22 protein-coding genes are annotated in these 25,644 nt (G+C 67.4%); 18 read left to right on the top strand and 4 right to left on the bottom strand.

Features of this window, described 5'->3' with window-relative positions; translation table 11 throughout:
* From mrdA to rodA (AC5P56_RS01080), 3 genes are all read left to right on the top strand, one after another.
* A complete protein-coding gene (gene mrdA, locus AC5P56_RS01090) occupies positions 1 to 2,076 on the top strand; it encodes a penicillin-binding protein 2 (protein ID WP_075076653.1) in 2,076 nt (691 codons plus the stop codon).
* On the top strand, positions 2,073 to 3,185 hold the full coding sequence (rodA, locus tag AC5P56_RS01085; RefSeq protein ID WP_014648447.1) for a rod shape-determining protein RodA: 1,113 nt from the start codon (positions 2,073 to 2,075) through the stop codon (positions 3,183 to 3,185). Before mrdA ends, rodA (AC5P56_RS01085) begins: the two co-directional genes overlap by 4 nt.
* A 123-nt stretch (positions 3,186 to 3,308) precedes the next feature.
* Positions 3,309 to 4,403 carry a rod shape-determining protein RodA gene (gene rodA, locus AC5P56_RS01080; RefSeq protein ID WP_241887119.1) on the top strand — a complete coding sequence of 365 codons (1,095 nt, stop codon included), beginning with the start codon at positions 3,309 to 3,311 and terminating at the stop codon, positions 4,401 to 4,403.
* A gap of 662 nt (positions 4,404 to 5,065) precedes the next feature.
* On the opposite strand, the gene AC5P56_RS01075 is transcribed toward rodA (AC5P56_RS01080), so the two are convergent.
* Positions 5,066 to 5,386, bottom strand: coding sequence for a DUF8588 domain-containing protein (locus AC5P56_RS01075; protein ID WP_369334251.1), 321 nt, complete (start codon positions 5,384 to 5,386; stop codon positions 5,066 to 5,068).
* 45 nt (positions 5,387 to 5,431) lie between these two features.
* On the opposite strand from AC5P56_RS01075, the gene mltB reads away from it, so the two are divergent.
* The 3 genes from mltB to AC5P56_RS01060 all read left to right on the top strand — a co-directional run bounded on the left by mltB (position 5,432) and on the right by AC5P56_RS01060 (position 9,163).
* The gene (mltB, locus tag AC5P56_RS01070; protein ID WP_241887118.1) at positions 5,432 to 6,577 is read left to right on the top strand and encodes a lytic murein transglycosylase B; all 1,146 of its coding nucleotides are present in this window, start codon (positions 5,432 to 5,434) and stop codon (positions 6,575 to 6,577) included.
* Positions 6,574 to 7,842 (top strand): septal ring lytic transglycosylase RlpA family protein, encoded by a 1,269-nt coding sequence (locus AC5P56_RS01065; RefSeq protein WP_288496784.1) that lies wholly within the window; start codon positions 6,574 to 6,576, stop codon positions 7,840 to 7,842. Before mltB ends, AC5P56_RS01065 begins: the two co-directional genes overlap by 4 nt.
* Before the next feature lie 100 nt (positions 7,843 to 7,942).
* Positions 7,943 to 9,163 carry a D-alanyl-D-alanine carboxypeptidase family protein gene (locus tag AC5P56_RS01060; protein WP_014648443.1) on the top strand — a complete coding sequence of 407 codons (1,221 nt, stop codon included), beginning with the start codon at positions 7,943 to 7,945 and terminating at the stop codon, positions 9,161 to 9,163.
* 341 nt (positions 9,164 to 9,504) lie between these two features.
* Here the strand turns inward: AC5P56_RS01060 and AC5P56_RS01055 are convergent, their stop codons facing one another.
* On the bottom strand, positions 9,505 to 10,563 hold the full coding sequence (locus AC5P56_RS01055; RefSeq protein WP_168708239.1) for a lipid A deacylase LpxR family protein: 1,059 nt from the start codon (positions 10,561 to 10,563) through the stop codon (positions 9,505 to 9,507).
* Positions 10,564 to 10,915: 352 nt separating this feature from the next.
* Here AC5P56_RS01055 and AC5P56_RS01050 point away from each other — a divergent pair, with 352 nt between their 5' ends.
* The 7 genes from AC5P56_RS01050 to gnd all read left to right on the top strand — a co-directional run bounded on the left by AC5P56_RS01050 (position 10,916) and on the right by gnd (position 18,329).
* On the top strand, positions 10,916 to 11,194 hold the full coding sequence (locus tag AC5P56_RS01050) for a YbeD family protein (RefSeq protein WP_005411067.1): 279 nt from the start codon (positions 10,916 to 10,918) through the stop codon (positions 11,192 to 11,194).
* Positions 11,182 to 11,892, top strand: coding sequence for a lipoyl(octanoyl) transferase LipB (gene lipB / locus AC5P56_RS01045; RefSeq protein WP_049439965.1), 711 nt, complete (start codon positions 11,182 to 11,184; stop codon positions 11,890 to 11,892). Before AC5P56_RS01050 ends, lipB begins: the two co-directional genes overlap by 13 nt.
* 18 nt (positions 11,893 to 11,910) lie before the next feature.
* A complete protein-coding gene (gene lipA, locus AC5P56_RS01040; protein ID WP_032960206.1) occupies positions 11,911 to 12,921 on the top strand; it encodes a lipoyl synthase in 1,011 nt (336 codons plus the stop codon).
* Between the two features lie 247 nt (positions 12,922 to 13,168).
* The gene (locus AC5P56_RS01035) at positions 13,169 to 15,346 is read left to right on the top strand and encodes a carboxy terminal-processing peptidase (RefSeq protein WP_014648438.1); all 2,178 of its coding nucleotides are present in this window, start codon (positions 13,169 to 13,171) and stop codon (positions 15,344 to 15,346) included.
* Between the two features lie 214 nt (positions 15,347 to 15,560).
* Positions 15,561 to 16,157: a DUF2242 domain-containing protein gene (locus tag AC5P56_RS01030; protein ID WP_032960208.1), complete on the top strand. Its 597-nt coding sequence runs from the start codon at positions 15,561 to 15,563 to the stop codon at positions 16,155 to 16,157.
* Positions 16,158 to 16,159: 2 nt separating this feature from the next.
* On the top strand, positions 16,160 to 17,413 hold the full coding sequence (locus AC5P56_RS01025) for a hypothetical protein (protein ID WP_142235161.1): 1,254 nt from the start codon (positions 16,160 to 16,162) through the stop codon (positions 17,411 to 17,413).
* A gap of 10 nt (positions 17,414 to 17,423) precedes the next feature.
* Positions 17,424 to 18,329, top strand: coding sequence for a phosphogluconate dehydrogenase (NAD(+)-dependent, decarboxylating) (gene gnd / locus AC5P56_RS01020; RefSeq protein WP_014648435.1), 906 nt, complete (start codon positions 17,424 to 17,426; stop codon positions 18,327 to 18,329).
* 320 nt (positions 18,330 to 18,649) lie between these two features.
* Here the strand turns inward: gnd and AC5P56_RS01015 are convergent, their stop codons facing one another.
* Positions 18,650 to 19,693 carry an oxidoreductase gene (locus tag AC5P56_RS01015; protein ID WP_197606161.1) on the bottom strand — a complete coding sequence of 348 codons (1,044 nt, stop codon included), beginning with the start codon at positions 19,691 to 19,693 and terminating at the stop codon, positions 18,650 to 18,652.
* A gap of 170 nt (positions 19,694 to 19,863) precedes the next feature.
* On the opposite strand from AC5P56_RS01015, the gene AC5P56_RS01010 reads away from it, so the two are divergent.
* From AC5P56_RS01010 to AC5P56_RS00995, 4 genes are all read left to right on the top strand, one after another.
* A complete protein-coding gene (locus AC5P56_RS01010) occupies positions 19,864 to 20,247 on the top strand; it encodes a BON domain-containing protein (RefSeq protein WP_014648433.1) in 384 nt (127 codons plus the stop codon).
* Between the two features lie 191 nt (positions 20,248 to 20,438).
* Entirely contained in the window at positions 20,439 to 22,256 is a 1,818-nt protein-coding gene (locus AC5P56_RS01005; protein WP_046432554.1) for a sensor histidine kinase, read from the top strand.
* Positions 22,253 to 22,693 (top strand): response regulator, encoded by a 441-nt coding sequence (locus AC5P56_RS01000; RefSeq protein ID WP_005411057.1) that lies wholly within the window; start codon positions 22,253 to 22,255, stop codon positions 22,691 to 22,693. Before AC5P56_RS01005 ends, AC5P56_RS01000 begins: the two co-directional genes overlap by 4 nt.
* A gap of 4 nt (positions 22,694 to 22,697) precedes the next feature.
* Positions 22,698 to 24,209 (top strand): ATP-binding response regulator, encoded by a 1,512-nt coding sequence (locus tag AC5P56_RS00995; RefSeq protein WP_046432552.1) that lies wholly within the window; start codon positions 22,698 to 22,700, stop codon positions 24,207 to 24,209.
* Between the two features lie 75 nt (positions 24,210 to 24,284).
* Here AC5P56_RS00995 and AC5P56_RS00990 read toward each other — a convergent pair whose 3' ends face one another.
* A complete protein-coding gene (locus AC5P56_RS00990; RefSeq protein ID WP_046432549.1) occupies positions 24,285 to 25,028 on the bottom strand; it encodes a proteasome-type protease in 744 nt (247 codons plus the stop codon).
* A gap of 89 nt (positions 25,029 to 25,117) precedes the next feature.
* On the opposite strand from AC5P56_RS00990, the gene folK reads away from it, so the two are divergent.
* Positions 25,118 to 25,603: a 2-amino-4-hydroxy-6-hydroxymethyldihydropteridine diphosphokinase gene (gene folK / locus AC5P56_RS00985; protein WP_495231397.1), complete on the top strand. Its 486-nt coding sequence runs from the start codon at positions 25,118 to 25,120 to the stop codon at positions 25,601 to 25,603.
* Positions 25,604 to 25,644 lie beyond the last annotated feature (41 nt).

The raw sequence follows: 25,644 nt of genomic DNA, 5'->3' as shown, positions 1-25,644 counted from the left end.
ATGATCCCGCGCCGCCAGGTCAAGAACCCGCACGCCGAAGCCGAACAGTTCCGCCGCCGCGCGGCGCTGGGCTTCCTGGGCGTGCTGGTCTGCCTGCTGGGCCTGGGCGGCTGGTACTTCAAGCTGCAGGTGCTGGACCACGACGTCTATGCCACGCGCTCGGAAGCCAACCGCATCAAGCCGCGGCCGGTGGTGCCCGGGCGCGGCATGATCTACGACCGCAATGGCCGCCTGCTGGCCGAGAACGTGCCGGCCTTCCGCCTGGACGTGACCCCGGACAAGGTCAAGGACATGGACGCCACCCTGGAAGGGCTGGCGAAGATCATCAACATCAGCCCGGAAGAGCTGGAAGCGTTCAACAAGTCGCGCAAGGCGCGCCGCAAGTTCCTGCCGGTCACGCTGAAGCTGCGCATGAGCGACGAGGAGATGGCGCGCTTCGCGGTCGACCGCTGGCGCTTCCCCGGCGTCGAGCTGGAGCCCTACCTGACCCGCCGCTACCCCTACGGCGATCTGTTCGCGCACATCATCGGCTACGTTGGCCGCGTTGATGACAAGGATCTGGAGATCCTCGGCGAAGGCAATGCCGCGCTGACCCACATCGGCAAGTCCGGCCTGGAGCGTTACTACGAGCAGCAGCTGCGCGGCAAGGTCGGCTACGAGCAGGTCGAGACCAACGTGCAGGGGCGCGCGATCCGCACCATCGGCCGCGTCGCCGCGCAGTCCGGCGCCGACCTGCGGCTGTCGATCGACGCCGACCTGCAGCGCGCCATGGTGGCCGCCTTCGGCGACCAGGAAGGCTCGGCGGTGGCGATGGACCCGCGCACCGGCGAAGTGCTGGCGATGGTCAGCCTGCCGTCCTACGACCCCAACCTGTTCGTCAACGGCATCTCGCATGCCGACTTCAAGGCGCTGAACGAAAACCCGTCGCGGCCGCAGTTCAACCGCCTGGTGCTCGGTGGCGTCGCCCCCGGTTCCACGCTGAAGCCGCTGATCGGCCTGGCCGGCCTGGATTCGGGCGTTCGACGCCCGGAAGACAAGGTGCTGTCCACCGGCATGTTCTATCTGCCGGGCACTTCCCGCGGCTGGGGTGACGCCCACCGTGGCGGCCATGGCTGGACCGACCTGCGCAAGTCCATCGCCGAATCGGTCAACACCTACTACTACAAGCTGGCGCTGGACCTGGGCATCGAGCGCTTCGACCATTACATGGAGTACTACGGCTTCGGCCAGCCGACCGGCATCGACCTCACCGGCGAGATCGGCGGCATCCTGCCGTCGCCGGCCTACAAGCGGAAGAGCCGCAAGGAAGCCTGGTACCCCGGTGATACGGTCAACATCAGCATCGGCCAGGGTGACTGGAAGGTCACCCCGCTGCAGCTGGCGCGCGGCGTCAGCGGTCTGGCCGATGGCCAGCTGCGCACCCCGCACCTGGTGATCCAGCAGCGCGAGGGTTTCGACAGCGACTGGTCGGCGATGCCGGCTGGCGAGAGCAAGCCGGTCAGCCCCAACCCCGCCAACGTGCAGGCCGTGCGCGAGGGCATGATGGCGACCATGCGGCCCGGCGGCAGCGGCTGGCGCGTGGCGGTGGGTGCGCCGTACGTGATGGCCGGCAAGACCGGTACCGCGCAGGTCATCAGCCGAAAGGGCACGGCGGCAGTGAATCCGAAGAGCCTGCCGATGCACCTGCGCCATCGCGCGCTGTTCGTCGGCTTCGCACCGGTGGAAAACCCGGTGATCGCGATCGCGGTGGCCGTGGAAGGCGGCGGCTATGGTGGTTCGGCGGCCGCGCCGATCGCACGCAAGGTGTTCGACGCCTACCTGCTGGGCAAGATGCCCGAAGGCATGCAGCCACTGGACAGCGAGCGCGGCACCACCGCCATCGGCGCCACCGCGTTCGACAACGAAGATGCCGGCGCGCGCCAGGCTGGCGACCTCGCCGCGGCGCAGCTGGGTGAACATCCGGTGCTGGTCGGCGTGCCGGCGCCGGAACCTGTACCCGCACCGCAGCCGGCGACGCCGGCCGCCGCCGTGTTGCCCGCCACGCCACGCCCGACCGTCGCGGAGCCCGTACGATGAGAGTGTTCCTGCGCTGGGCCGGCGACATGCTGCGCCGCTTCTTCAGCACGCTGGACTGGGTGCTGTGCCTGGCCCTGGGGACGCTGATGGTGATCGGCCTGGCCACCCTGAAGAGCGCCGGTGGCGACAGCCTGGTGATGGCCCAGGGCGCGCGCTTCGCCGTGGGCATGGCCGCGCTGTGGGGCATCTCGCGGGTGCCGATCCTGCGCATCCGCTCGGCTACGCCGATGATCTACGCGATCTCGATGATCCCGTTGCTGGCGGTGTTCGTGCTGGGCACCGGCAAGTACGGCCGGCAGTGGCTGGACCTGAAGTTCTTCTACCTGCAGCCGGCCGAGCTGCTGAAGGTCAGCCTGCCGATGATGGTGGCCTGGTACCTGCACAAGATGCCGCTGCCGCCGCGCTTCAACACCGTGCTCGTGGCCCTGGTCATCATCGGCGTGCCCACCGGCCTGGTGATGCTGCAGCCGGACTTCGGTACTGGTGTGCTGATCGCTGCCAGTGGCGTGTTCGTGCTGTTGTTGGCCGGCCTGCCGTGGTGGTGGGTCGGCCTGGGCGTGGGTGGCGTGGCCGCGGTCGCGCCGGTGGCCTGGTTCTGGTTGCTGCGGCCGTACCAGAAGGACCGCATCATGATGTTCCTGGACCCGGAGATGGATGCGCTGGGGGCCGGGTGGAACATCATCCAGTCGAAGATCGCGATCGGTTCCGGCGGCTTCGATGGCAAGGGCTGGGGCGAGGGCTCGCAGTCGCACCTGAACTTCATTCCCGAACAGACCACCGACTTCGCGTTCTCGGTGCTGAGCGAGGAGTTCGGCTGGATCGGCGTGGCCACCGTGCTGGCGCTGTACCTGGTGGTGATCGGGCGCTGCCTGTGGATCGCCAGCCAGTCGCGCGATTCGTATTCGCGCCTGCTGGCCGGCGCCACCGGCCTGGCGTTCTTCGTCTATGTGCTGGTGAACGGCGGGATGATTTCCGGCCTGCTGCCGGTGGTGGGCGTGCCGATGCCGCTGATCAGCTACGGCGGTACCTCGGCGGTGTCACTGCTGGCCGGCTTCGGATTGGTGATGGCGGTGCGCAGTCACAACCCGGTGCACGGCGGCTACGGCTGAGTACGGCGTCGGGGTCAGATCCCTTTTTCCACAGGGAAAAGGGATCTGACCCCACAGCCCGGCTACGGAGATCAGAAGCACCCTGACAGCTTCACGCAAGCGCCCGTTGCTAGCGTGCTGCGCGTGGAATGGAAACGACTGTTTGGCGGCTGCCGTGAGGCAGTGCGCACGATCGATCTGCCGTTGCTGCTCGCATTGCTGATCCTGATGGGCGCGGGCCTGGCGGTGCTGCACAGTGTGTCCGGGCCGGTGGCCGGGCAGGCGGCGCGCTTTGCGGGTGGACTGCTGGCGATGTGGCTGCTGTCACGTGTTTCGCTGCTGCGCCTGCGCGCGTGGACACCAGCGTTGTACGCGCTGTCGATGCTGCCGCTGATGGCGGTGTATGTGATCGGCACCGGCAAATATGGGCAGCGCTGGCTCAACCTCGGCGTGTTCTACCTGCAACCGTCGGAGCTGCTCAAGCTCAGCCTGCCGTTGATGATGGCCTGGTACCTGCACCGGCAACCGCTGCCGCCGTCGCCGCGCACGGTACTGACCGCCGCGGTGCTGATCGGCGCGCCGGCGGTGTTGATCCTGATGCAGCCCAACCTCGGCACCGCCACGCTGGTCACCGCCAGCGGCGTGTTCGCGTTGTTGCTGGCGGGCCTGCACTGGGGCTGGGTGGCGACCGGCGCGGCGGGGCTGGCAGTGGCCGCGCCGCTGGCGTGGTTCGGTCTGCTGCGTCAGTACCAGAAGGATCGTGTGTTGACCTTCCTCGACCCGGCGGCCGACCCCCTGGGCACCGGCTGGAACATCCTGCAGTCACGCATCGCGATCGGCTCCGGGGGATGGCAGGGACGCGGCTGGGGGCAGGGCACCCAGGCCACGCTGGATTTCCTCCCCGAATACACCACCGACTTCGCGTTTTCGGTGCTGGCCGAAGAGTTCGGCTGGATCGGCGTGGCGACGCTGTTCGCGCTGTACCTGTTCGTGGTCGGGCGTTGCCTGTGGATTGCCGTGCACGCGCGCGACACGCATGCACGGTTGCTGGCCGGCAGCCTGGGGCTGGCGTTCTTCGTCTACGTGCTGGTGAACGGCGGAATGATTTCCGGCCTGCTGCCGGTGGTGGGCATTCCGATGCCGCTGATCAGCTACGGCGGCACATCGGCGGTTTCGCTGTTGGCCGGCATCGGGTTGGTGATGGCGGTACGCGGGCACCGGCCCGTGCACGGGGGATAGGGTTTCCAGCCAACGGCGCAGCCCCTCGTGGGTGACGGCGCAAAGCAGTTCATGGGTGGGGCCGGGTAGATGGGCTGCGCAGGGGGCGCTGCAAGTACGTCCATGTAAGCTCGGTCGCCGCATCCATGCGGCTCACGCCCCTGCGCAGCCCATCTACCCGGCCACGGACAGGTTCCGGGCGTGTCCACCCACGGAGAAGAAAAAGAAGATCAACAGCGGATCGCAGCGCTGCGCTTGCTCGCGTAGAGCCGAGCCCATGCTCGGCTTCGCGGGCCGGCCGGAAAGCAGCCGAGCGCGGGCTCGGCTCTACAGAAAGCGACCTGCCAAGCCGCTTTTGCTTTTGATCTTTTCTTTTCTTCGCCGTGGGTGAACGCGCGCGAAAACTGTCAGAGGACGGTCGGGTTGGGTACGCGGGGGTGTCAGCCGCATGGATGCGGCTGCCAAGCCTCCATGGACGGATTCACGGCGTCCCCCGCGTACCCAACCCGACCGGCCCCACGCGCGGCTTCTGCTTTACGCGACCACCCAGACACCACCCACGAGGGGCTGCGCCGTTGGCTGGAAACTCTCTGACGTTGCGCAGTGCCTGTTGTGGAAGCGTTCTCACAACAATGCGATGCAATACACCCACCGACCAAAGTCCGTAAAAAACGCTAGCTGGTTCACACTTTTACACCGCGTTGATCTTGATCAATGGACTTGTCGTAATCGGCCTGCACAATGGCGGCCCGTTCGGCACGGCGCGCCGTCAATCGTTGCAGCGCGAGGGGGCGTCGGGCGGGAAGCAGTACTGATCCAACGGGTACAGGGAGCGCGGGGCACTGCCACTGGGGAGCGGCAGCCGCGCAGGTACCGACCGGATCCGGTCGCCGGTTGCGTCTGCGGGGATGGGGACGCAACCGGCAACCTCTATCTGAATGGGGAAGGGCGATCACGATGCCTTCACATTTCCCGCTGGTCGCAGGCAAATCGTTGTGATTCATGGTGTTAGGGGTTTTAATTCATCCATGACCTGCTAACCTGCGACGATGATTCGACGCACTCTGGCCTGCATGCTCACCCTCGGCCTGGTCGCCTGCGCGACCCAGCCGAAGTCCCCACCGTCTTCGCCCCAGGCCAGCAGTACGCCGCGCCAGCCCGCCGCCAAGGCCCATGGCCCGGCCGAGGCCGCGCCTGAAGCCACCGCCGCCACCGCGGCGCCGGTCGATCTCACCCCGGTGCCGTTCGAGGTCGCACGGGCCCGCTTCATTGCCGATACCGCCAAGCGCTATGGCCTGAAGCCGGAGCAGATCAGCAGCGTGCTCGACCAGGCGCAGGTGCGCCAGCCGATCATCGCCGCGATGTCGCGCCCGGCCGAACGGGTCAAGCCGTGGAATGAGTACCGGCCGATGTTCATCAGCAAGGCGCGCATCGATGGCGGTCGCGCGTTCCTGGCCGAACACCGCGCCGAACTGGATCGCGTGCAGCAGCGCACCGGCGTGCCGGCCGAAGTGATCGTCGCGATCATCGGTGTGGAAACCAGCTACGGCAGGAATGCTGGCAGCCATCGCGTGCTCGATGCGCTGTACACGCTGGCGTTCTATTACCCGCGCAGCGGCGACCCGGCCAAGCTGGAACGCGAAGTGCGCCGCGAGCTGTTCTTCCGCGATGAGCTGGCCAAGCTGTTCGAGTTGGGCCACGAAGAGAAACTGGATATCACCACGCTCAAGGGCAGTTATGCCGGTGCGATGGGCATGGGCCAGTTCATGCCGTCCAGCTATCTCGACTACGCCGTGGACGGAAACGGTGATGGCCGCCGCGACCTGTTCACCAGCTACGACGACGTATTCTCGTCCATCGCCAACTACTTCGTGAAGAAGGGCGGCTGGGTGCGTGGCGGGCAGGTGGCCGTGCCGGCCACGCTGGCGCCGAACCGCGAGGAGTTCAATCCGACCGAATGGATGCCGACCTGGACGATGGCCGACCTGGCGCAGCGCGGCTACCAGCCGGGCGCGCCGGTGCAGCCGGGCGCCACCGCCACGCCGATCACGCTTGAAGGCAGCACCGGCAAGCAGTACTGGCTGGGCTTCCAGAACTACTACGCGATCACCCGCTACAACCTCTCGAAGATGTACGCGATGGCCGTGTTCCAGTTGTCCCAGGCCATCGCCGGACAGGAGCTGCCCCCGGCATGAACATCAGATGGCTGGTCCCAGGCTTGATCGTCCTCGCGCTGGCTGCCTGCAGCAGCGCGCCGAAGAAGCCGGCCACGGCCGGCCATGGTGGCAAGTCCGGCGGCACGCTGGTGCAGGGGCGTGGCTCGCGCCCGGCACACTGCCCGGAAGGGTCACCGTACGCGGCGGCCAAGGAAGACCTGAGCACCCGCGGCAACTACACTGCCGGTGGCCTGTACAAGCCGGGCGTGCGTGACAGCACGCCGGATTACATTCCCAACGTGGCCTGCATTCCCGAGCCGGAAGTGACCGCCGAGGAGCGCTCGGCGATCGGCAACAAGTCGCCGTACGTGGTGCTGGGGAAGTCGTACAAGGTGCTCGACGATACCCACGACTATGTCGAGCGCGGTACCGCGTCGTACTACGGCGCCAAGTTCCATGGCCGCCTGACCTCCAACCGCGAGGTCTACGACATGTACCAGTTCACCGCCGCGCACAAGACGCTGCCGCTGCCCAGCTTCGCCCGCGTGACCAACCTCGACAATGGCGAGTCGGTGATCGTGCGCGTCAACGACCGCGGCCCGTTCCACGATGGTCGCGTGGTCGATCTCAGTTATGCCGCCGCCGTGCGCCTGGGCATCACCCAGCGCGGTACCGGCAACGTGGAAGTGCGCGCGCTGCAGCCGGGCGAGAGCAACCTGCTGGCGCAGAAGCCGTCCCGCCGCGAGCGTCGTGCCGCCGAAGCGGCAGCTGCGGTGGCCAGTGCACGCCCGGCAGCGACCGCGCGCGCCACTGCCGACAGCGATATCGATCGCCTGGTCAAGCGCCTGCCGGGCGATGGCATGCCGGCACGCGGCCAGCCGGCCACCACCCAGGGCGTGGCCAGCACCGTGCCGGAGGTGGCGGTCAGCAGCCTGCCGCCGAGTGCACCGCTGCGCAGCACCGCACCGGCGCCGGTTGCAGTCGCCAGCGCCGCGCCGCGCGCCGTCGCGCCGGCACCCGTGCGCACCGTCGCCGCCACGCCGGCGGCACCCAGCCTGTCGCAGCAGGTGGTGGGCGCGGTGATGGTGCAGGTCGCCAGCTTCTCCAGTCGCGACAACGCCAACCGCGCGATGGGCCAGCTCAACGCTGCCGGCATCGTCGGCGCGACCATCAGCGACATCGCCGCCGGTGGCCGCACCCTGTTCCGTCTGCGCGTTCCTGCCAACGACCATGCCAGTGCCGCGGAACTTGCCGGCCGCATCGCCGGTCTGGGCCTGGGTTCGCCGCAGATCGTCAAGGATTGATCCGCCCGGGCCGGTCCTGCCGGCCCAGGCTCCCCCGGCCTTACAATGGCCGTTACGTTCCACCCTCCATTCCCGGCCGTCCCCTGGAGCCTGCTGTCCAATGAATTTCCGTTCCGCCGCCACCGCCCTGGCCGCCACCCTGGTGGTGGGCCTGGCTTCCGCCCAGACGCCGCTGCCGACCCCGGCCACGCCGGCGCCTGCCGCCGCCGCCGCCGCCCCGGCCACCGTCGCGACCCCGCCGGCCCCGGCCCCGAGCGTGTCCAAGGCCTGGGTCCTGATGGACTACGCCACCGGCCAGGTGCTGGCCGGCGAGAACATCCACGAGCAGCTGGCCCCGGCCAGCATCACCAAGGTGATGACGTCGTACGTGGTTGCCGCCGAGGTCAAGAACGGCAAGGTCCGTGCAGATGACCAGGTGATGATGAGCGAGCGCGCCTGGCGCGAAGGTGGCGCCGGTACCGACGGCAGCTACAGCGGCTTCCCGGTCAACCAGACCGCACGCCTGGAAGACATGGAAAAGGGCATGGCGATCCAGTCCGGCAATGACGCCGCGATCGCCCTGGCCGAGCATGTGGCCGGCAGCGAAGAGGCCTTTGCGTCGCTGATGAACAGCTACGCCGCCAAGATCGGCATGAAGGACTCGCACTTCGTCAACGCCCACGGCCTGACCGCACAGGGCCACCACAGCACCGCCTACGACCTGGCGCTGCTGGGCCGCGCGATGGTGCGTGATTACCCGGAAACCTACGCGTATAACAAGATCAAGGAATTCCAGGTCGGCAACATCAAGCAGCCGAACCGCAACCTGCTGCTGTGGCGCGATGGCAGCGTGGATGGCATCAAGACCGGCCACACGTCCGAAGCCGGCTACTGCCTGATGAGCTCGGCCCAGCGTGGCGACCAGCGCCTGATCGCCGTAGTGCTGGGTGGTGCGTCGGAGAAGCAGCGTGCCGACGACAGCCTGGCCCTGCTGAACTGGGGCTTCCGCTTCTTCGAGACCCACCGCCTGTACGAACCGGGCAAGGCCGTGGCCGAGCACAAGGTCTGGAAGGGCACCACCGACAAGGTACAGCTGGGCGTGGCCCAGCCGATGCTGGTGAGCGTGCCGCGCGGCCGCTACAACGATCTGAAGCCGAGCATCGACGTGCCCAAGACCCTGGAAGCACCGTTCACCGCCGGCCAGCAGATCGGCACCGTGAAGGTCACGCTGGATGGCAAGGTCATCGCCGAGGCACCGCTGGTGGCCGTGGCCGCCGTCGAGCAGGCCGGCTTCTTCAAGCGCCTGTGGGACAGCTTCTGGATGTGGTGGGAATCGGAATGATCCACGCCTTTGCGTGGTGAACGAAAAGGTCGGCAAATGCCGGCCTTTTCTGTTTCGGAAGGCCGCTTCCCCCCGCACGCGGGGGGTAGAGCCGGCCGCTGGCCGGCTCCGCATGAGCCCATCCGGATGCGGGTCGTGCCGGCCGCTGGCCGGCTCCGCATGAGCCCACCCGGATGCGGGTCGTGCCGGCCGCTGGCCGGCTCCCCAGCAACTCATCCGGAACTGCCGGCAGCCGGCCAGCGGCCGGCACGACCGGCAGCGCCTCACATGCAGCGAGCGATGCAGTAACCGGTGTGCCGACCAACGGTCGGCACCTACCCGCTTCACCCTCAGCCCCTCGCCTACAGCGAGCGGCTGATGGTGAAGCTGCCGAACACCGGCGATTGGCGCTGGCCGTTGAACTCCCGCGTGCTGTGGTAACGCGCAGCGGCGAACTTCCAGCGTCCGTACATCACGGCCACGCCATAGCCGCCGTAGGCCACCACATGGCGCTTGTCCACGCTGTGACTGTTGCGGAACGTGTTGCCATCCAGCGTAATGTCGCGGATCACCCAGGCCGCGTCCGAGGTCGCGAACAGGTGCCAGGACCAGCCATTGGGACGGCCGCTGCGGGTCGGTGCCGTGTTCTCACCGGCCGGGCGCAACGGCGTGCTGCCGAAGTCGTCCGGCAGCTTCCAGCCGAAGCGCACTTCACCGCCGAGGTTGGCCTTGGTTTCCAGGTTGCCGATCGAGCCGCCGTAGTGGCTGATCGCGTCCCAACCCCAGCCGTCGGCATTGATGCTGGCATCACCCGGCCAGCGGCGCATGCGCTCATGGGTCAGCATGAACAGCGGCTCGTTGTGCAGCTGGTTGTCCCAGCCCTTGAATTTCTCGTCGCCCAGCACTTCGTGCACGGCATTCTGCACCTGCTTGCCCTGTGCCCACGGGCCAACTACGCCCAACGTCAGCTGGGTGGTCTGCAGGCGGTCGCCGCTGCGCGCATTGAAACCGAAATTTGCGATCAGTACGCCCGCGTAAGGGCGGTCGTCCTCGATCAGGTCCCTGCGGCTGAAATCGGTCGGGGTGAAGATGCCCTGGCCGATGCTGAAGATCATGTTCTGCTGTTCGAACCTGCCCGGATGCAGGCCTTCCAGGTACTGGTTCACCCAGCGCGCCATGCGTGGAAGGCACGGGTCGTCGGTGTAATCGACCAGATTGGGCGAGACCAGGGTCAACAGCGCACCGTTGGTATAGCCCTGGTCCTGGTGGCGGCCGCCGAACAGGTCGTTGTCGACGCGGAAATTGACCTGCGGCGGGTGATCGCGCATCGCGTCCGGGCCACATTGTTCGGCCGCCTGGGCGGCAAAGGGGAGGGCAGAGGCCAGCAGGCCGGCCAGCCCGAGGGCTGCGACACTATGCATGGATGGAATGCTCATGGGGAAGGGGGCGGTTTTCTGTCGTTTTCTGCAACGCTACGGTACTCGTGCCCGCGCGCCGGAACGAGCACGTTGGGATCACTTGTCTGTTCCGAAAACAACATTGTCCGGCGGACACAATTCGTTACCCGCGCACGCGCCGCAGGCCTGGCGTGAAGGCGACTGCAGGCCGCGCGCATGATGCCCCGGTCAGTGAGGGGCCGAAAGAACCAGTCAGCTGCCGTTGGGCTCTCCGCCCGCGCTTTTGGGCCAGCTGCAACGCAGCAGGCCGCCAGTGCTGTCTTTGACGTTGGTGAATACTCTTGGGTTTGTTGCCCTGCGGCCCGATAATGGGGCCATGGAAATCAAGTCCGACAACCCCGACCACGGCTTCCAGTTCCCCGGCCAGTTCGAGCTCAGCGCCATGGGCCCGGCCAACCGCGGCCTGGAGCATGAGCTTCCCCGTCTGCTGCTGGCTGCCGGCATCGATGTGGTGAACGAACGCATCAGCTGGAAGCATTCGTCCAACGGCAAGTACGTGTCCGTCCGCATCGTGTTCAAGGCCGAGAGCCGCGAGCAGTACGACCTGGCGCACCAGGCACTGCGCGACCACCCGGAAGTGAAGTGGACGCTGTAGCCGACAGCTGCCCGGCCGAAGCCGCCCCGGAAGACCGCGCACCGCGTCTTGCGGTGGTCCGCGACCTCGGCCGCCAGGCGTACGAGCCGGTGTGGCGCGCCATGCAGCGCTTCACCGACCAGCGCAGCGACGCCGACGCCGACGAACTGTGGGTAGTCGAGCACGATCCGGTGTTCACCCTGGGCCAGGCCGGCAAGGATGAGCACGTGCTGGCGCCGGGTGACATCCCCGTGCTGCACGTGGACCGTGGCGGCCAGGTGACCTATCACGGGCCCGGCCAGATCGTGGTCTACCCGCTGTTGCGCCTGCCGCGGCTGGGCATCGGTGTGCGCGACTACGTGTGCCGCATCGAGCAGGCCCTCATCGATACCCTGGCCGAGTGGAACATCGGCGCCGAACGCCGCGAGGGCGCCCCGGGCGTCTACGTCGGTGGCGCCAAGATCGCTGCGCTTGGCATCCGCGTGCGCCGCGGCTGCACCTTCCATGGCCTGGCCTTCAACGTGGCCATGGACCTGGAACCCTTCCACCGCATCAACCCCTGTGGCTATCAGGGGTTGCAGGTGACCTCGGTGGTAGACTTGGGCGGCCCCTCCGGGCTGGATGCCGTCAAGCCGGTGCTGCTGGACCACCTGGCCCGCCAGTTCGGCCTGCTGCTGCAGCACACGCCGGAACTGCCCGATCTTTCTGCGGCCGCCTGACCGCCCCCCGGAACTGCCATGACTGAAACCACCGCCCGTTCCATTCCCCTGCAGATCGTGCAGGGCGACTCTCCGTCCGCCGCGCCGTTGCAGGCCGGGGTCAAGCAGCTGGGCGGTGACAAGATCAACCGTTCGCCGGTGCAGTTCGCCGACGCGCCGGTGCTGCGCAAGCCGTCGTGGATCCGCGTGCGCATTCCCTCGGGCAACGCCGTGCAGAACCTCAAGGCCAAGCTTCGCGAGAACCGCCTGGTGACGGTGTGCGAGGAAGCCAGCTGCCCGAACATCCACGAATGCTTCGGCCATGGCACCGCCACCTTCATGATCCTCGGCGAGGTCTGCACCCGCCGCTGCTCGTTCTGCGACGTGGCCCATGGCCGCCCGAAGCCGCCGGATGCCAACGAACCGGCCAGCCTCGGCCAGACCGTGGCCGACATGGGCCTGAAGTACGTGGTGGTGACCAGCGTCGACCGCGATGACCTGCGTGACGGCGGTGCCCAGCACTTCGTCGACTGCATCACCGCCATCCGCGAAAAGTCGCCGGGTACCCGCATCGAAGTGCTGACCCCGGACTTCCGTGGCAAGGGCCGCATGGAGCGCGCGCTGGAGATCCTGGCGCAGAACCCGCCGGATGTGTTCAACCACAACATCGAGACCGTGCCGGACCTGTACCGCAACGTGCGCCCGGGTGCGGACTACCAGTGGTCGCTGAACCTGCTGAAGAACTTCAAGGCACAGCACCCGGACGTGCCGACCAAGAGCGGCATCATGCTGGGCCTGGGCGAAGACTTCGAACAGATCAAGGCCACGATGCGCGACCTGCGCGCGCACGATGTGGACATGATCACCATCGGCCAGTACCTGCAGCCGACCGCGCATCACCACCCGGTACTGAAGTACTGGACCCCCGAGGACTACAAGGCGCTGGAAGACTACGGCTACGCGCTGGGCTTCAGCCACGTGGCGTCCGGCCCGATGGTGCGCTCGTCGTACCACGCTGACGTGCAGGCCAAGGGCGCCGGCATCTCTTGAGGTGGGTGCGGACCGTTGGTCCGCATACCTCTGCCTGCCGCAGAGCCGAGCCCATGCTCGGCTGCTTGCTGCCGGCCAGCCGAGCATGGGCTCGGCTCTGCATGCATTCACAATTTGCTACACCGGCCCGGCTAGGCTGGTTTTCCACCGAGCGCGGCCGGATGACAAACCCGGCAACTTTCGGCACTGTCGTGGTGTCTGAACACCCTGCAGTCTCCCCCTTGGCAAGGCGCCTTCGAGCACGTCAATGAAATTCAAAGCCCCCGCATTCCTGATGGCCCTGGCGCTGGTCGCGCCGCTGGCGCTGGCGGCCAAGGCCGACTCGCCCGCATTGCCCGCGGCGGCCACCGCCGATCAGGTGACCACCTCCAAGCTGGTGTACGGCCTGTTGTCCGACAGCCGCTACGCCTACCGCCCGCGCGCGCTGGACGAGGCCACCTCCAAAGACGTGTTCAAGCGTTACCTGGAGACCCTGGACGGCGGCAAGCAGTACTTCACCCAGGCCGACGTGGCGCGCTTCGCGCCGTTCGAAGCCAACATCTCTTCGGCCATCCGTGGCGGCGAGCTGGAGCCGGCGTTCCAGGTGTTCGCGGTCTACAAGCAGCGCGTCGGCGAGCGCGTGGCCTATGCGCGCAAGCTGCTCAAGCAGGAGCCGGACTTCACCACCGACGAGCGCTTCGAATACGACCGCAAGAAGGTTCCGTGGGCGGCCAGCAGTGCCGAACTGGATGAGCTGTGGCGCAAGTCGGTGAAGAACGACTGGCTGCGCCTGAAGCTGGCGGGCAAGAAGCCGGACGACATCCGCAAGACGCTGGACAAGCGCTACGCGACGCTGGAGAAGTCGGTCAACGAGCTGAAGGGCGAAGACGTCTTCCAGTTCTTCATGAACGCCTACACCAGCGCGGTTGATCCGCACACTGACTACTTCACCCCGCGCACCGCCGAGAACTTCAACCAGGCGATGTCGCTGTCGCTGGAAGGCATCGGTGCGCAGCTGCAGCGGCAGGACGACATGGTGGTGATCCGCGAGATCATCGCCGGTGGTCCGGCCGCAGTGGACGGCACCCTGAAGCCGGGGGACCGCATCGTCGGCGTTGGCCAGGGCAAGTCCGGCCTGGTCGAGGATGTGATCGGCTGGCGCATCGACGACGTCGTGGCCAAGATCCGCGGTGCCAAGGATACCCAGGTCAAGCTGGAATTCATCCCGGCCGCCGAGGGCGTGGACGGCAAGCACCACACGCTGGTCCTGACCCGCCAGAAGGTGCGCCTGGCCGAACAGGCCGCCAAGGGCGAGACCATGAGCATCCCGGCCGCCAACGGCGAACCGGCGCGCAGGATCGGCGTGATCAAGCTGCCGACCTTCTACCAGGACTTCGAAGGCCGTCGCCGCAATGCCGCTGACTACGCCTCGGCCACCCGCGACGTCGCCAAGCTGCTGGCCGGCTTCAAGAACGACAAGCTGGATGGCGTGGTGCTGGACCTGCGCAACAACGGGGGGGGCTCGCTGGATGAGGCGATCGAACTGACCGGCCTGTTCATTGAACAGGGCCCGGTGGTGCAGGTGCGCGAGTCCGGTGGCCGCGTTACCGTCAACAGCGACCGCAACCAGGGCGTGGCGTGGGATGGCCCGCTGGCGGTGCTGATCAACCGCGGTTCGGCCTCGGCCTCGGAGATCTTCGCCGGTGCCATCCAGGACTACGGCCGTGGCCTGGTGATCGGTGAAACCAGCTTCGGCAAGGGCACCGTGCAGAACATCGTCGACCTCGATCGCTGGCCGAGCGGCGAGACCCAGCGCTTCGGCCAGGTCAAGCTGACCATCGCCCAGTTCTTCCGCATCAGCGGCAGCAGCACCCAGCACAAGGGTGTGGTGCCGGACCTGGCCTTCCCGGCCAGCGTCGATGCCACCGAATTCGGCGAAAGCACCTACGACAACGCCCTGCCGTGGACCCGCATCGCCGCCGTGCCGCACACCCAGTACGGCAACTTCGCGCCGCTGCTGCCGAAGCTGGAGACCCGTCACGACGCGCGCATCGCCACTGACAAGGAATTCCAGTGGTGGAACGAGGACGTGGAGCAGTTCCGCACCGAGGCCGCGAAGAAGTACATCTCGCTCAACGAGGCGACCCGTCGTGCCGAGCGCGAGCGCCAGGACGCCCAGCGCAAGGAGCGCCAGGTGCAGCGCAAGGAACTGGGCCTGGCCCTGGACCCGCTGGCCGACGACAGCAGCGACGATGGCCTGACCGGCAACGAGCGCGACATCGTCAAGGATGCCGCCCGTGAGAAGGCCGCTGAAAAGCGTCCGGACCCGCTGCTGCGCGAGTCGGCCTCGATCCTCGCTGACGCGGTCAATCTGCTGGCCAATGACCGCCCGCTGTCGGCCCAGGTGCTGCCGCAGTCCACCGGCGCGGGGCGCTGGGCGGACTGAGCCGGCCACGGCATGTGACACCTCAGGGGCCGGCATTGCCGGCCCCTCGTCGTAAAAGGGGACGGAGGGAATTAAGTCGTTTGTGGCACAAACGACTTAATTCCCTCCGTCCCCTTTTTCGTGCATGAACCGGGAGCAACGTGGGAGGGTATGTCGACCTGCCGCACACGGGGGTGGGACTACCCTTGGTGCTTCCGTTCTCGCAGGAGTACCCATGCGGGCCTCCCGTCTTTCCAGCGCCGCCGTGGCGCTCACCAGCGCCCTGATCCTCTCGGCCTGCGGTGGCCGTGCCGCCGACAGCACCGTGTTGCGCGAGTCCTTCGATTCCGGCGATACCTTCTCGCGCACGGTCGATGGGCGCCCGGGCGAAGCCTGCGAAGCGGCGCGCCGCACGCTGCTCAGCCAGGGCTATGCCATCGCCCGTTCCGACGATGCACAGGTGGAAGGCAACAAGAACTTCCAGCCGCGCGAGGATGACCATGAGCAGCTGGTGCTGCGCATCTCCTGCGCCCCGCGTGGCGGCCAGACGCTGGTGTTCGTCAGCGCAGTGCAGGATCGCTACGCGCTGAAGAAGAGCCCGACCTCGGCCAGTGTCGGTGTGGGAGCGCTGGGTTCGGTATCGCTGCCCTTCGGCAGCAACGACGACTCGCTGGTGAAGGTGGCCAGCAGCACGGTCACCGATGCCGAGTTCTATCGTCGCTTCTTCCAGCGCCTGCAGCAGTACCTGCCGGCCGCGGCGGGCAAGCCGTCGCCATCGCCGGCGGCAGCACCGGAGCCCGCACCCGCACCGGCGGTCACGGACCAGGGCTGAGCGTGCGCGGCAGGTGGCTGATTGCAGCCCTGCTGCTGGCGCCCGCGTGGGTCGTCGCAGCGCCATCCCCGGACTGTACGCAGGGCCTGCTGCAGCGGTTGGGGTGGCGCTTCGAGGATGCCGGGCTGCGTGCACCGCAGGTACACAAGGGCCCGGTGTGTACGCGTTCCTCGCTCGCCGCGGCACAGGCAGCGGGTGACCTGCGCGTACGCTGGCCGGCGGATCTGCCTGCAGGCGAACGACAGGCACTGCTGCAGCAGCTGCTGGAAGACCCTGCCACGGTCTGCGCCTATGCCTTCGAGCTGGGGGCGGCCACGCGGCGCGCGACCTCGGCATTGCAGGGCAATGCCACGTTCCGTTTCTCCGGCCCGCAACTGGGCTGGATCGGCTTTGGTCTGCGCGGCGCGCCGGCACAGGGCTGGCAGCGTACGCGCAGTTTCGGCCGTGGCTTCGTGCCCAGTGCGGGCAACAGCCATGCGCTGCAGGCGTTCTACAGCGGTGCCGTGCGCGCCGAGTGCGGTGTCGGCCGCCAGGTCGCGCAGCTGGCCACCCAGCGCGAGCTGTATGGCGATGCTGCGTTCGATACGGAGTTCGCAGCGGATGAACTGTCGATCGGCACCTTCCTCGCGCTGCACGCCACCGACAGCATCCTGCTTGGCGCGCACGCGGGCGAGTTCTTCGCCGATGGCAAGGCGGTGCGCACCTCGGCGATGGGGCGGCAGGCGTTCGTGGGTGTGCCCGGCTTCATCGAACATGTGTACGACAACGGTACGCTGGATGACCTGAGCAACCAGGCCGAGAACTTCGTGGTCGTCACTGTGGGCGAGGGCGCTGCGCAGGCCCTGGCGCAGCACGGCGGCCTGGCCTGGTACGACCAGCGCAATGCCGAACTCTGGAAACTGGCGCAGGACATCCCGCGCATCGGCCAGCGCTACTTCGAGCGCCTGCTGTTCGAGCGCGATCCGCAGTTGCGCGCACGGCTGGCGCCGCGCTACCACGACACGCTCGCGCGCATGGACCAGCTGCTGGACGATCCGTTCTACCAGCAGTTCGTGATCTATGTGCATCCACGCGGTATACGTCCCATCGGCTACCACGTCGCCCGCCTGCTCGATCGCAACCCGCGAACCCCGTTTTCAATCGACCTGGCGGTGCACAATCTGCATACCACGCTCTACCGGCGTTGGCGCGAGGCGCAGCTGCGCCACTGCGCGGCTACCGGCAGGCCAGGCAGCCTGACCCTAGACCCCAACTGAAGGTGAAACAATGGATATTGCAATGATCGGCCTCGGCCGCATGGGCGCCAACATGGCCCAGCGCCTGCATCGCGGCGGCCACCGCGTGGTCGGCTACGACCCGGGCGAAGGCGCCCGCCAGCGCGCCGCCGAGGCCGGCCTGGAGGTGGTTGATTCGCTGGCCGCCGCCGTGGCCGCGCTGCCGGTGCCGCGCGTGGTGTGGCTGATGGTACCGGCCGGCGAAACCGTCGACCAGACGCTGGGCCAGCTGACCCCGCACCTGGCCGAGGGTGACATCGTCATCGACGGCGGCAACTCCAACTACCAGGACTCGATCCGCCGCGCCAAGGCGCTGGCCGAGGATGATCTGGGCTACGTCGACTGCGGCACCAGCGGTGGCGTGTGGGGCCTGCAGGAAGGCTACAGCCTGATGGTCGGTGGCGAAGCGTCGGTGGTGGAGCAGATCGCACCGTTGCTGCGCACGCTGGCCCCGGCCGAAGATCGTGGCTGGGGGCGCGTCGGCCCGTCCGGTGCCGGCCACTTCACCAAGATGGTCCACAACGGCATCGAGTACGGAATGATGCAGGCCTATGCCGAAGGCTTCGCGCTGATGGAGCGCAAGCAGGAGATGGAACTGGACCTGGCGCAGGTGGCCGAGGTGTGGCGCCACGGCAGCGTGGTGCGTTCGTGGCTGCTGGACCTGAGCACGGAAGCCCTCAAGCGCAATCCTTCGCTGGATGGCATTGCCCCGTATGTGGAGGATTCCGGCGAAGGCCGCTGGACCGTGGCCGAAGCCATCGCGCTGGATGTGCCGGCGCCGGTGATCACGCTGTCGCTGCTGGAACGCCTGCGCTCGCGCGAATCGAATTCGTTCACCGACCGCCTGCTGTCGGCGATGCGCAATGAATTCGGTGGCCACGCCATCAAGAAGTCGTAAGCACTGCGGTGGCGTCAGAGCCCTTCGGCGTTGCCGAAGGGATCCGGCCCCAGGCAGATCGGGGTCGGATCCCTTTCCGCGGGAACGGGCTCTGACCCCATGCAGCCAATCGAGCATGGCTCGACTCTACAGAAGCCTGCTCCGATCGCTTCCACGTTGACGTGTCGACCAAGGTCGACACCTACCGTCGGGCGCGGATAACTGTCGAAGGCGGGTGGGTCCGCCATCTCACGGGTAGCCGTTTTTTGCCGTTGCTGTTGAGGTTGCCGGCCAGCGGCCGGCACTACCGTTTCTGCGGGTGCAGGGCGCAGCCCTGCCGATCACCCCAACGCGATCCGGCGCCCTTCGCGCGCGCTGTCCATGCCGGCCTGCAGCAACCGCATCAGCTGCAGCGCCTGCACCGGGCTGACCGTGGCTTCGCCCTCGCCGTGCATCGCCGCTGCGAACTGCGCATACAACCGGCGATAGTCGCCGGGCAGGTTGTCGACGGTGCTGCGTTGCACGTTGTCTTCGGTATCGCAGCGCACCAGCTCGCCATGCCGCGGATCGAGGCCCCAGCCTGGTGCGCCCGGCGCCACGCCGCGGCGCAGCTGCGCCTCCTGCACGTCCAGGCCGTGCTTGATCCAGCTGGCGGCGCTGCCATGCACACTGAAGTGCGGCGTCTGCGCTGCCACCAGGGAACCGGCGTGGACGATCGCCCGATGCCGTGGGTAGTGCAGTATCGCGTGGAAGTAATCGATGCCGCCGCCACCTTCGCGCTGCACGGCCAGGTCGGCATCGATTGCCTCGGGCCAGCCGAACAGCACCAGCATCTGGTCCAGCAGGTGCGGACCGAGGTCGTACCACAGGCCACTGCCGGGCCCGTCCTGTTCGCGCCAGCGGTCGCGTACCTGCGGACGGTAACGGTCGAAGTGCGCGTGGCACTCGGCCACGTCGCCCAAGCTGCCTTCGGCCAGCAGCGACTGCAGGGTGAGGAAGTCGGCATCGAAACGCCGGTTCTGGAACACGGTGGCGATGCGCCCGGCATCGCGTGCCGCAGCCAGCACCGTTTCCGCTTCGGCCACATCCAGCGCGAACGGCTTGTCGACCAGCACATGCTTGCCTGCCGCCAGCGCCGCGATGGCCAGTGGCGCGTGCTGTTCGTTCGGCGTGGCGATCACTACGGCATCCACGGCCGGATCATCGAATACCTGCTGCGGCGTGGCACGCACGTGCACATCGCTGAACGTCCGCAGCAGGGTGTCGCGTTGTGAACTGACGATGCTGTGCAGCGCCAGCCCGGGGCTGTGCTGGATCAGCGGTGCATGGAAGACGCGGCCGGCGAAGCCGTAGCCGATCAGGGCCAGTTGCAGGTCGGGGCGCATGGCAGGGCTCCGGCAGTGGGAAGGGCAGGGTAAACGACGGGGACTGGCAGTCCAAAACTGAACGGTTGCCATTGGAAACGTTTCGATTCACGGCGGCATGACCGCAACGCCACGCCTGCTCTACGGTGGGTTGTCCAGACTGGCAGCACATTCCGAAGGAGTACGACACGATGAGCAATACCACCCGCACGCTGATTGCTTCCGCCCTGACCCTGGGCCTGGCGCTGTCCTCCTCGGCCGCATTCGCCAAGGACCCGGCCGCGAAGAGCCCGCCGACCAGCACCCATCCGACGACCCATGCTGATCGTCACGACTCCAATGAGCCGGTGACCGATACCTGGATCACCACCAAGGTGAAGGCCGATCTGCTGGCTAGCAGCAACGTTCCGGGCACCGAGATCAAGGTGGAAACCGTGAACGGCGTGGTCAGCCTGAGCGGTGCCGTCGCTACGCAGGCGGAGAAGGACAAGGCGGTCAACACCGCCAAGGGCATCAAGGGCGTGACCCGCGTCGATGCCGCCGCGCTTAAGGTCAGCGCCGCTGCCAAGCGCTGAGCATCCACCGCGCGTTGAACAGGGTGGGCGCCCCGAAGGGGGCGCCCACTCGCGTATGGGGCCGGCTGCGGGGCCCGTTCAGCCTGCCGCGCTTTGGGCTCCAGAGTTGTGACCGCCTGCGCTATATTGCCGGTTCCGCCGCAGCCGGGCTCGTCCCGGGTCCCGCTCCGCGGCCGTGCTGACGAGGAACTATGGCGCTGGTTTTCAGTGACGACATCTGGGACCGCTGGCGGTTGCCGGCCCTGGCGCTGGCGGCTGCCGCGATCATCGTGGTGCCGTGGTTGACCCTGCGCAAACTGCAGCAGGACAGCGAAGAGGCGATGGCCTGGGTCAACCATACCCAGTCCGTTGGCGTGGCGCTGCAACAGCTGCAGGCCGATGTGCGCGACGTCGAATCCGCCGCCCTGACCCTGTCCAAGGGCGTGGATGCGCCCGGCCTGCGCGAGCGGATGGCCAAGGCCAACGAGATCCCCGGGCGCCTGGCCGAACTGGGCCGGATGACGCGTGACAATCCCGATCAGCTGATCCGCATTGGTCGGATCGAATCGATGCTCGAAGGCCGCATGGCGCTTGCCCGCGAGCTGGCCCGGTCCGAACCGAACTCCGACCAGCGTGAGCTGGTGCAGGACCTGAGCACGCGTTATCCGATCCGTGGCCTGGTGGAGGAGCTGCAGGCCAGCGAGCAGAATCTGCTGGCACTGCGCGCCCAGCAGGCCGCGCGCCAGCGCAAGCAGACCGAACTGGTGTCGTGGAGTTCGCTGGCGATCCAGCTGGCCCTGCTCGGCCTGGTGCTGTGGCTGCTGCAGCGGCAGATCGGCCGCCGCCTGCATGCGGAACGGCAATCGCTGCGCTCGGCCGCACGCGCGGCGTCGGTGCTGCAGACCGTGCGCGAACCGATCGTGCTGCTCGACCGCGACCTGCGCGTGCAGCTGCACAACCCGGCGTTCGCCGAACTGTATGACCTGCAGGACGAGCGCGCCGATGGCCTGCTGCTGGAAAACATCGGCGACGGCGCCTGGCGGGATCCGGTGGTGCGCCAGCGCCTGGCCGATGTGCTGTCGCGTGGCCGCGAACTGTGGGACTTCGAGCATGAGCAGCGTACCGCCGATGGCATGGTGCGCTACATGCTGCTCAACGCACGGCGCATGCCGCTGCCCGACACCGATGACGAAGTGGTGCTGCTGACCATCAGCGACGTCACCATGCAGCGCGCAGTGCAGCTGCGCGTGGAAGAGCTGAACCGCCAGCTGGAGGGCAAGGTTGCGCAGGTGTCCGAGGTCAACCGCGAGCTGGAAGCCTTCAGCTACTCGGTTTCGCATGACCTGCGTGCGCCGCTTCGCCACGTGGCCGGATTCTCCGACAAGCTGTCGCGCCACCTCGGCGACGCCGCCGATGACAAGAGCCGGCATTACCTGGAGGTGATCTCCAGTTCGGCCCGGCGCATGGCGGCGCTGATCGACGACCTGCTGGTCTATTCGCGGCTGGGCCGCGCGGCGATGCGCCAGCAGGCGGTGGACATGCAGTCGCTGGTGGCCGATACCCGCGCCATGCTCGATGCCAACCTGCAGGCCGAGGCCGAGAACAGCGGCCATGCGCACCACGTGGAGTGGAGCATCGCGCCGCTGCCGATCGTGGTGGGCGACGAGAACATGATCCGCCAGGTCTGGCTGAACCTGCTCGGCAACGCGGTGAAGTACTCGGGCAACCGCGAGCCGGCGAAGATCCGCGTGGACTACCAGCCGCAGCCCGATGGCGGCCATCAGTTCACGGTCAGCGACAATGGTGCAGGCTTTGACATGGCCTACGCCGGCAAGCTGTTTGGTGTATTCCAGCGCCTGCACAAGGCCAGCGACTACCCGGGGACCGGCATCGGCCTGGCCAGCGTGCGCCGCGTGCTGACCCGCCATGGCGGCCGTATCTGGGCCGAGGCCGAACCGGACGTCGGCGCCACCTTCCACTTCTACCTGCCTCCCGCGATCGACGCGGACAAACAAGGGCCTTCTGCATGACCACTCTGCGCACCATTCTTCTCGCCGAAGACAGCCCGGCGGATGCCGAAATGGCGATCGATGCCCTGGAAGAGGCGCGTCTGGCCAATCCCATCGTGCACGTCGAAGACGGCGTGGAAGTGATGGACTACCTGCTGCGCCGCGGCGCCTTCGCCAATCGCGAGGAAGGCCTGCCGGCGGTGCTGCTGCTGGACATCAAGATGCCGCGCATGGATGGCCTGGAAGTGCTTCGGCAGATCCGCGAGCATGAAGAACTCAAGCGCCTGCCGGTGGTGATCCTGTCGTCCTCGCGCGAGGAAAGCGATCTGGCCCGCAGCTGGGACATGGGCGTGAACGCCTACGTGGTCAAGCCGGTGGACGTGGACCAGTTCTTCGGCGCGGTGCAGACCCTGGGCAAGTTCTGGGCGTTGATCAACCAGGCACCGGAACTCGAGTGAACCCATGCCCCTGACCGGTCCCGCCCTGGGGGCGCTGCGCATCCTGCTGGTGGAAGACTCACCAGAGGATGCCGAGCTGATGTCCGAACAGATGCTCGACGCGGGCCTGGACGCCCGCTTCGAGCGTGTCGAGAGCGAGGCGGAACTGCGCCAGGCACTGGCTGCGTTCCAGCCGGACATCGTGCTGTCCGACCTGAGCATGCCGGGGTTCTCCGGTGATGACGCGCTGCGCATCGTGCGCGAGACCTCGCCGGACGTGCCCTTCATCTTCGTCTCCGGCACGATGGGTGAGGAGAACGCGGTGGCGGCGCTGCAGAAGGGCGCCAATGACTACATCATCAAGCACCTGCCGGCGCGCCTGCCGTCGGCGGTGGCGCGTGCGATCCGCGATGCACGCAGCGCGGTGGAGCGTGCACGGGTGGAAACCGAGCTGATGCGCGCGCAGCGCCTGGAAAGCCTGTCGCTGCTTGCTGCCGGCCTCAGCCATGACCTGCGCAACATCCTGCAGCCATTGCTGATCATGCCGGACCTGCTGAAGGCGCGCACCGAGGATCCGCAGCTGCACCACCTGGCCGATGTCATCGCCGAGTGCGGTCGCCGTGGCCATGAGATGGCCGAATCGATGCTGTCGTTCGTGCGCGGTTCGCGCAAGCCGAGCGAGCGCATCGAGATCGATGGCTTGTTCGATGCGGTTGCACTGCTGTTGCGCAGCAACGTGCCCGATGCCGTGCGCCTGGAACTGCAGGTGCAGGACGAAGGCCTGGTGGTCGATGCCAACTACACCGAGCTGCAGCAGGTGATGTTGAACCTGGCGCTCAACGCGATCCAGGCGATGCCCAACGGCGGTCGCCTGAGCCTGACCGCCAGCCATGCCGGCCAGCGCGATGGCGTGGACTGGATGCGGATCTGCGTGGCCGATGAAGGCATCGGCATGGATGCAGACACGCTGTCGCACCTGTTCAATCCGTTCTTCACCACCAAGGCCGACGGCACCGGCCTGGGCCTGATTTCCTGCAAGCGCATCGTCGAAGGTGCCGGCGGCAGCATCCATGTCAGCAGCCAGCCGGGGCAGGGCACCTGCTTCGAACTGCACTTGCCGATGCACGAAGCCAGCGACGGCAGTGAGCCGATCGAGCAGCTGGTGGCCCTGGGCAGTGGCCAGTCGATCCTGGTGGTCGATGGCGAGGCCACGCGCTTGTCGTTGCTCGGCAATGCGCTGTCAAGCCAGGGATATCAGCTGCAGCTGGCCTCCGATGGCCCGGCGGCGCTGCGCTGGATGCAGCAGGAGGCAATGCCGGCGCTGGTGATTGCCGACGCCGGCTCGAAGTTGTTGCCGGCCAGCCAGCTGCTGGGCGAGATGGCCACGCTGGGCTATCGCGGCCCGGCGCTGGTGCTGGAAGACGCAGCGGTGGAGGTGGCGGCCGATGCATTTCCCGCTGGCGTGCAGGTGCACGTGCTGCGCAAGCCGCTGCAGATGCAGCAGGTGTTCCGCGCGGTGTCCGAAGCGCTGGGCTGATGTCGCGGTAGTGCCGGCCGCTGGCCGGCATCCCTGTGTGGTGGGATCAACGCGGTTGCCGGCCAGCGGCCGGCACTACCGTCCGTTGGTTTCCCAGGGGAAGCGCGGCAGGGCGTCCACTGCCTGTTCCAGCCGCCGCGACCAGTTCTGGTGGATGTCCGCATACAGCGTGGAATCCGCACCCAGCCGCAGCTGCTGGCCGATGCGCAGTTCGCCGTCGCGCAGCAGCGCCAGGTCGATCGGCAGGCCCACCGACAGGTTGGAACGGATGGTGGAGTCCAACGAGACGATCGCCGTGCGTGCGGCATCCTCCAGGCGCGTGGCCGGGCTGAGGATGCGGTCGAGGATCGGCTTGCCGTACTTGGATTCACCGATCTGCAGGTAGGGCGTCTCCGGCGAGGCGGCGATGGCGTTGCCGAGCGGATAGATCATGTACAGCCCGGGGCGCTCGCCGGCGATCTGCCCGCCGAAGATCAGCGTGGCCTGGGTATTGACCCCATCGTGGCCATGTTCGCTGTGGTTGGTGTGCACCTGGCTGTCCACCAGCAGCTGGCCGACGTACTCGGCGGCTTCGAACAGGTGGGGCATGTCGCGCAGGTTGGGCACGCGCCGCTCTGCGGCGTCGCGGCCCAGACGCGACACCAGCAGCTGGGTGGTGGCCAGGTTGCCAGCCGCCATCAGCACGTAGGCTGCCTGGCCGGGATACTCGAACACGTGCAGCTTGCGATGCACGCGCACATCGTCCAGCGAGGCATTGGTCCGGGTGTCGGCAGCGAAGACCAGGCCCTCGTCCACCTCGATTCCAACGCAATAGGTCATGTCGGTGCCCTATCATGTGCATCCCGGATTGTAGGCAGGCCGCCGTGACGACGGCATGTCCACGCCCCCATTGCTGCCACCTGAACCGCATGACGACCGTGCTCCTGAGCCTGGGCAGCAATGTCCAGCCCCGCCGCTACCTCCACGCCGCGGTGGCGGCCCTGCGCGAGCGCTTCGGCGCGCTGCAGGTATCGCCGGCCTACCGTACCGCCGCGGTCGGCTTCGATGGCCCGGCCTTCCTCAACAATGCGGTGGCGATCGAGACCGATCTGCCGCTGCAGGAGCTGGACGACTGGCTGCACGCGCTGGAAGACGCGCACGGTCGCGACCGCAGCGGGCCGCGCTTCTCCGACCGGACCCTGGACATCGACGTGGTGTTCTATGGCGACCTGGTGCTGGAAGGCCCGGGGCACCTGCGCATCCCGCGGCCGGAGCTGAAGCACGCGTTCGTGCTGAAGCCGCTGGCCGACATCGCGGCGGGCTTCATCGACCCGGTCAGCGGCCAGGACCTGGCCACGCTGTGGCGCGCGCACCCGCAGTTTGGCGAGGCGTTCGAGGTGGTGGATCTGGAGTGACGGGGTCAGATCCCTTTTCCCGCCGGGAAAAGGGATCTGAC

Source organism: Stenotrophomonas sp. YJH_SMC_131, assembly GCF_059367975.1.
This window is presented reverse-complemented; position numbering and strand designations above follow the sequence as displayed.

What these genes read in the sequence shown, in the direction of transcription:
- AC5P56_RS01000 (WP_005411057.1), top strand. Translation starts at nt 22,253, where the DNA reads ATGACCACTCTGCGCACCATTCTTCTCGCCGAAGACAGCCCGGCGGAT.
- AC5P56_RS00995 (WP_046432552.1), top strand. Translation starts at nt 22,698, where the DNA reads ATGCCCCTGACCGGTCCCGCCCTGGGGGCGCTGCGCATCCTGCTGGTG.
- folK (WP_495231397.1), top strand. Translation starts at nt 25,118, where the DNA reads ATGACGACCGTGCTCCTGAGCCTGGGCAGCAATGTCCAGCCCCGCCGC.
- AC5P56_RS00990 (WP_046432549.1), bottom strand. Translation starts at nt 25,028, where the DNA reads ATGACCTATTGCGTTGGAATCGAGGTGGACGAGGGCCTGGTCTTCGCT.
- AC5P56_RS01065 (WP_288496784.1), top strand. Translation starts at nt 6,574, where the DNA reads ATGAACATCAGATGGCTGGTCCCAGGCTTGATCGTCCTCGCGCTGGCT.
- AC5P56_RS01005 (WP_046432554.1), top strand. Translation starts at nt 20,439, where the DNA reads ATGGCGCTGGTTTTCAGTGACGACATCTGGGACCGCTGGCGGTTGCCG.
- AC5P56_RS01035 (WP_014648438.1), top strand. Translation starts at nt 13,169, where the DNA reads ATGAAATTCAAAGCCCCCGCATTCCTGATGGCCCTGGCGCTGGTCGCG.
- AC5P56_RS01015 (WP_197606161.1), bottom strand. Translation starts at nt 19,693, where the DNA reads ATGCGCCCCGACCTGCAACTGGCCCTGATCGGCTACGGCTTCGCCGGC.
- AC5P56_RS01055 (WP_168708239.1), bottom strand. Translation starts at nt 10,563, where the DNA reads ATGCATAGTGTCGCAGCCCTCGGGCTGGCCGGCCTGCTGGCCTCTGCC.
- mrdA (WP_075076653.1), top strand. Translation starts at nt 1, where the DNA reads ATGATCCCGCGCCGCCAGGTCAAGAACCCGCACGCCGAAGCCGAACAG.
- lipA (WP_032960206.1), top strand. Translation starts at nt 11,911, where the DNA reads ATGACTGAAACCACCGCCCGTTCCATTCCCCTGCAGATCGTGCAGGGC.
- AC5P56_RS01075 (WP_369334251.1), bottom strand. Translation starts at nt 5,386, where the DNA reads ATGAATCACAACGATTTGCCTGCGACCAGCGGGAAATGTGAAGGCATC.
- AC5P56_RS01010 (WP_014648433.1), top strand. Translation starts at nt 19,864, where the DNA reads ATGAGCAATACCACCCGCACGCTGATTGCTTCCGCCCTGACCCTGGGC.
- AC5P56_RS01030 (WP_032960208.1), top strand. Translation starts at nt 15,561, where the DNA reads ATGCGGGCCTCCCGTCTTTCCAGCGCCGCCGTGGCGCTCACCAGCGCC.
- rodA (WP_014648447.1), top strand. Translation starts at nt 2,073, where the DNA reads ATGAGAGTGTTCCTGCGCTGGGCCGGCGACATGCTGCGCCGCTTCTTC.
- AC5P56_RS01060 (WP_014648443.1), top strand. Translation starts at nt 7,943, where the DNA reads ATGAATTTCCGTTCCGCCGCCACCGCCCTGGCCGCCACCCTGGTGGTG.
- gnd (WP_014648435.1), top strand. Translation starts at nt 17,424, where the DNA reads ATGGATATTGCAATGATCGGCCTCGGCCGCATGGGCGCCAACATGGCC.
- AC5P56_RS01050 (WP_005411067.1), top strand. Translation starts at nt 10,916, where the DNA reads ATGGAAATCAAGTCCGACAACCCCGACCACGGCTTCCAGTTCCCCGGC.
- mltB (WP_241887118.1), top strand. Translation starts at nt 5,432, where the DNA reads ATGATTCGACGCACTCTGGCCTGCATGCTCACCCTCGGCCTGGTCGCC.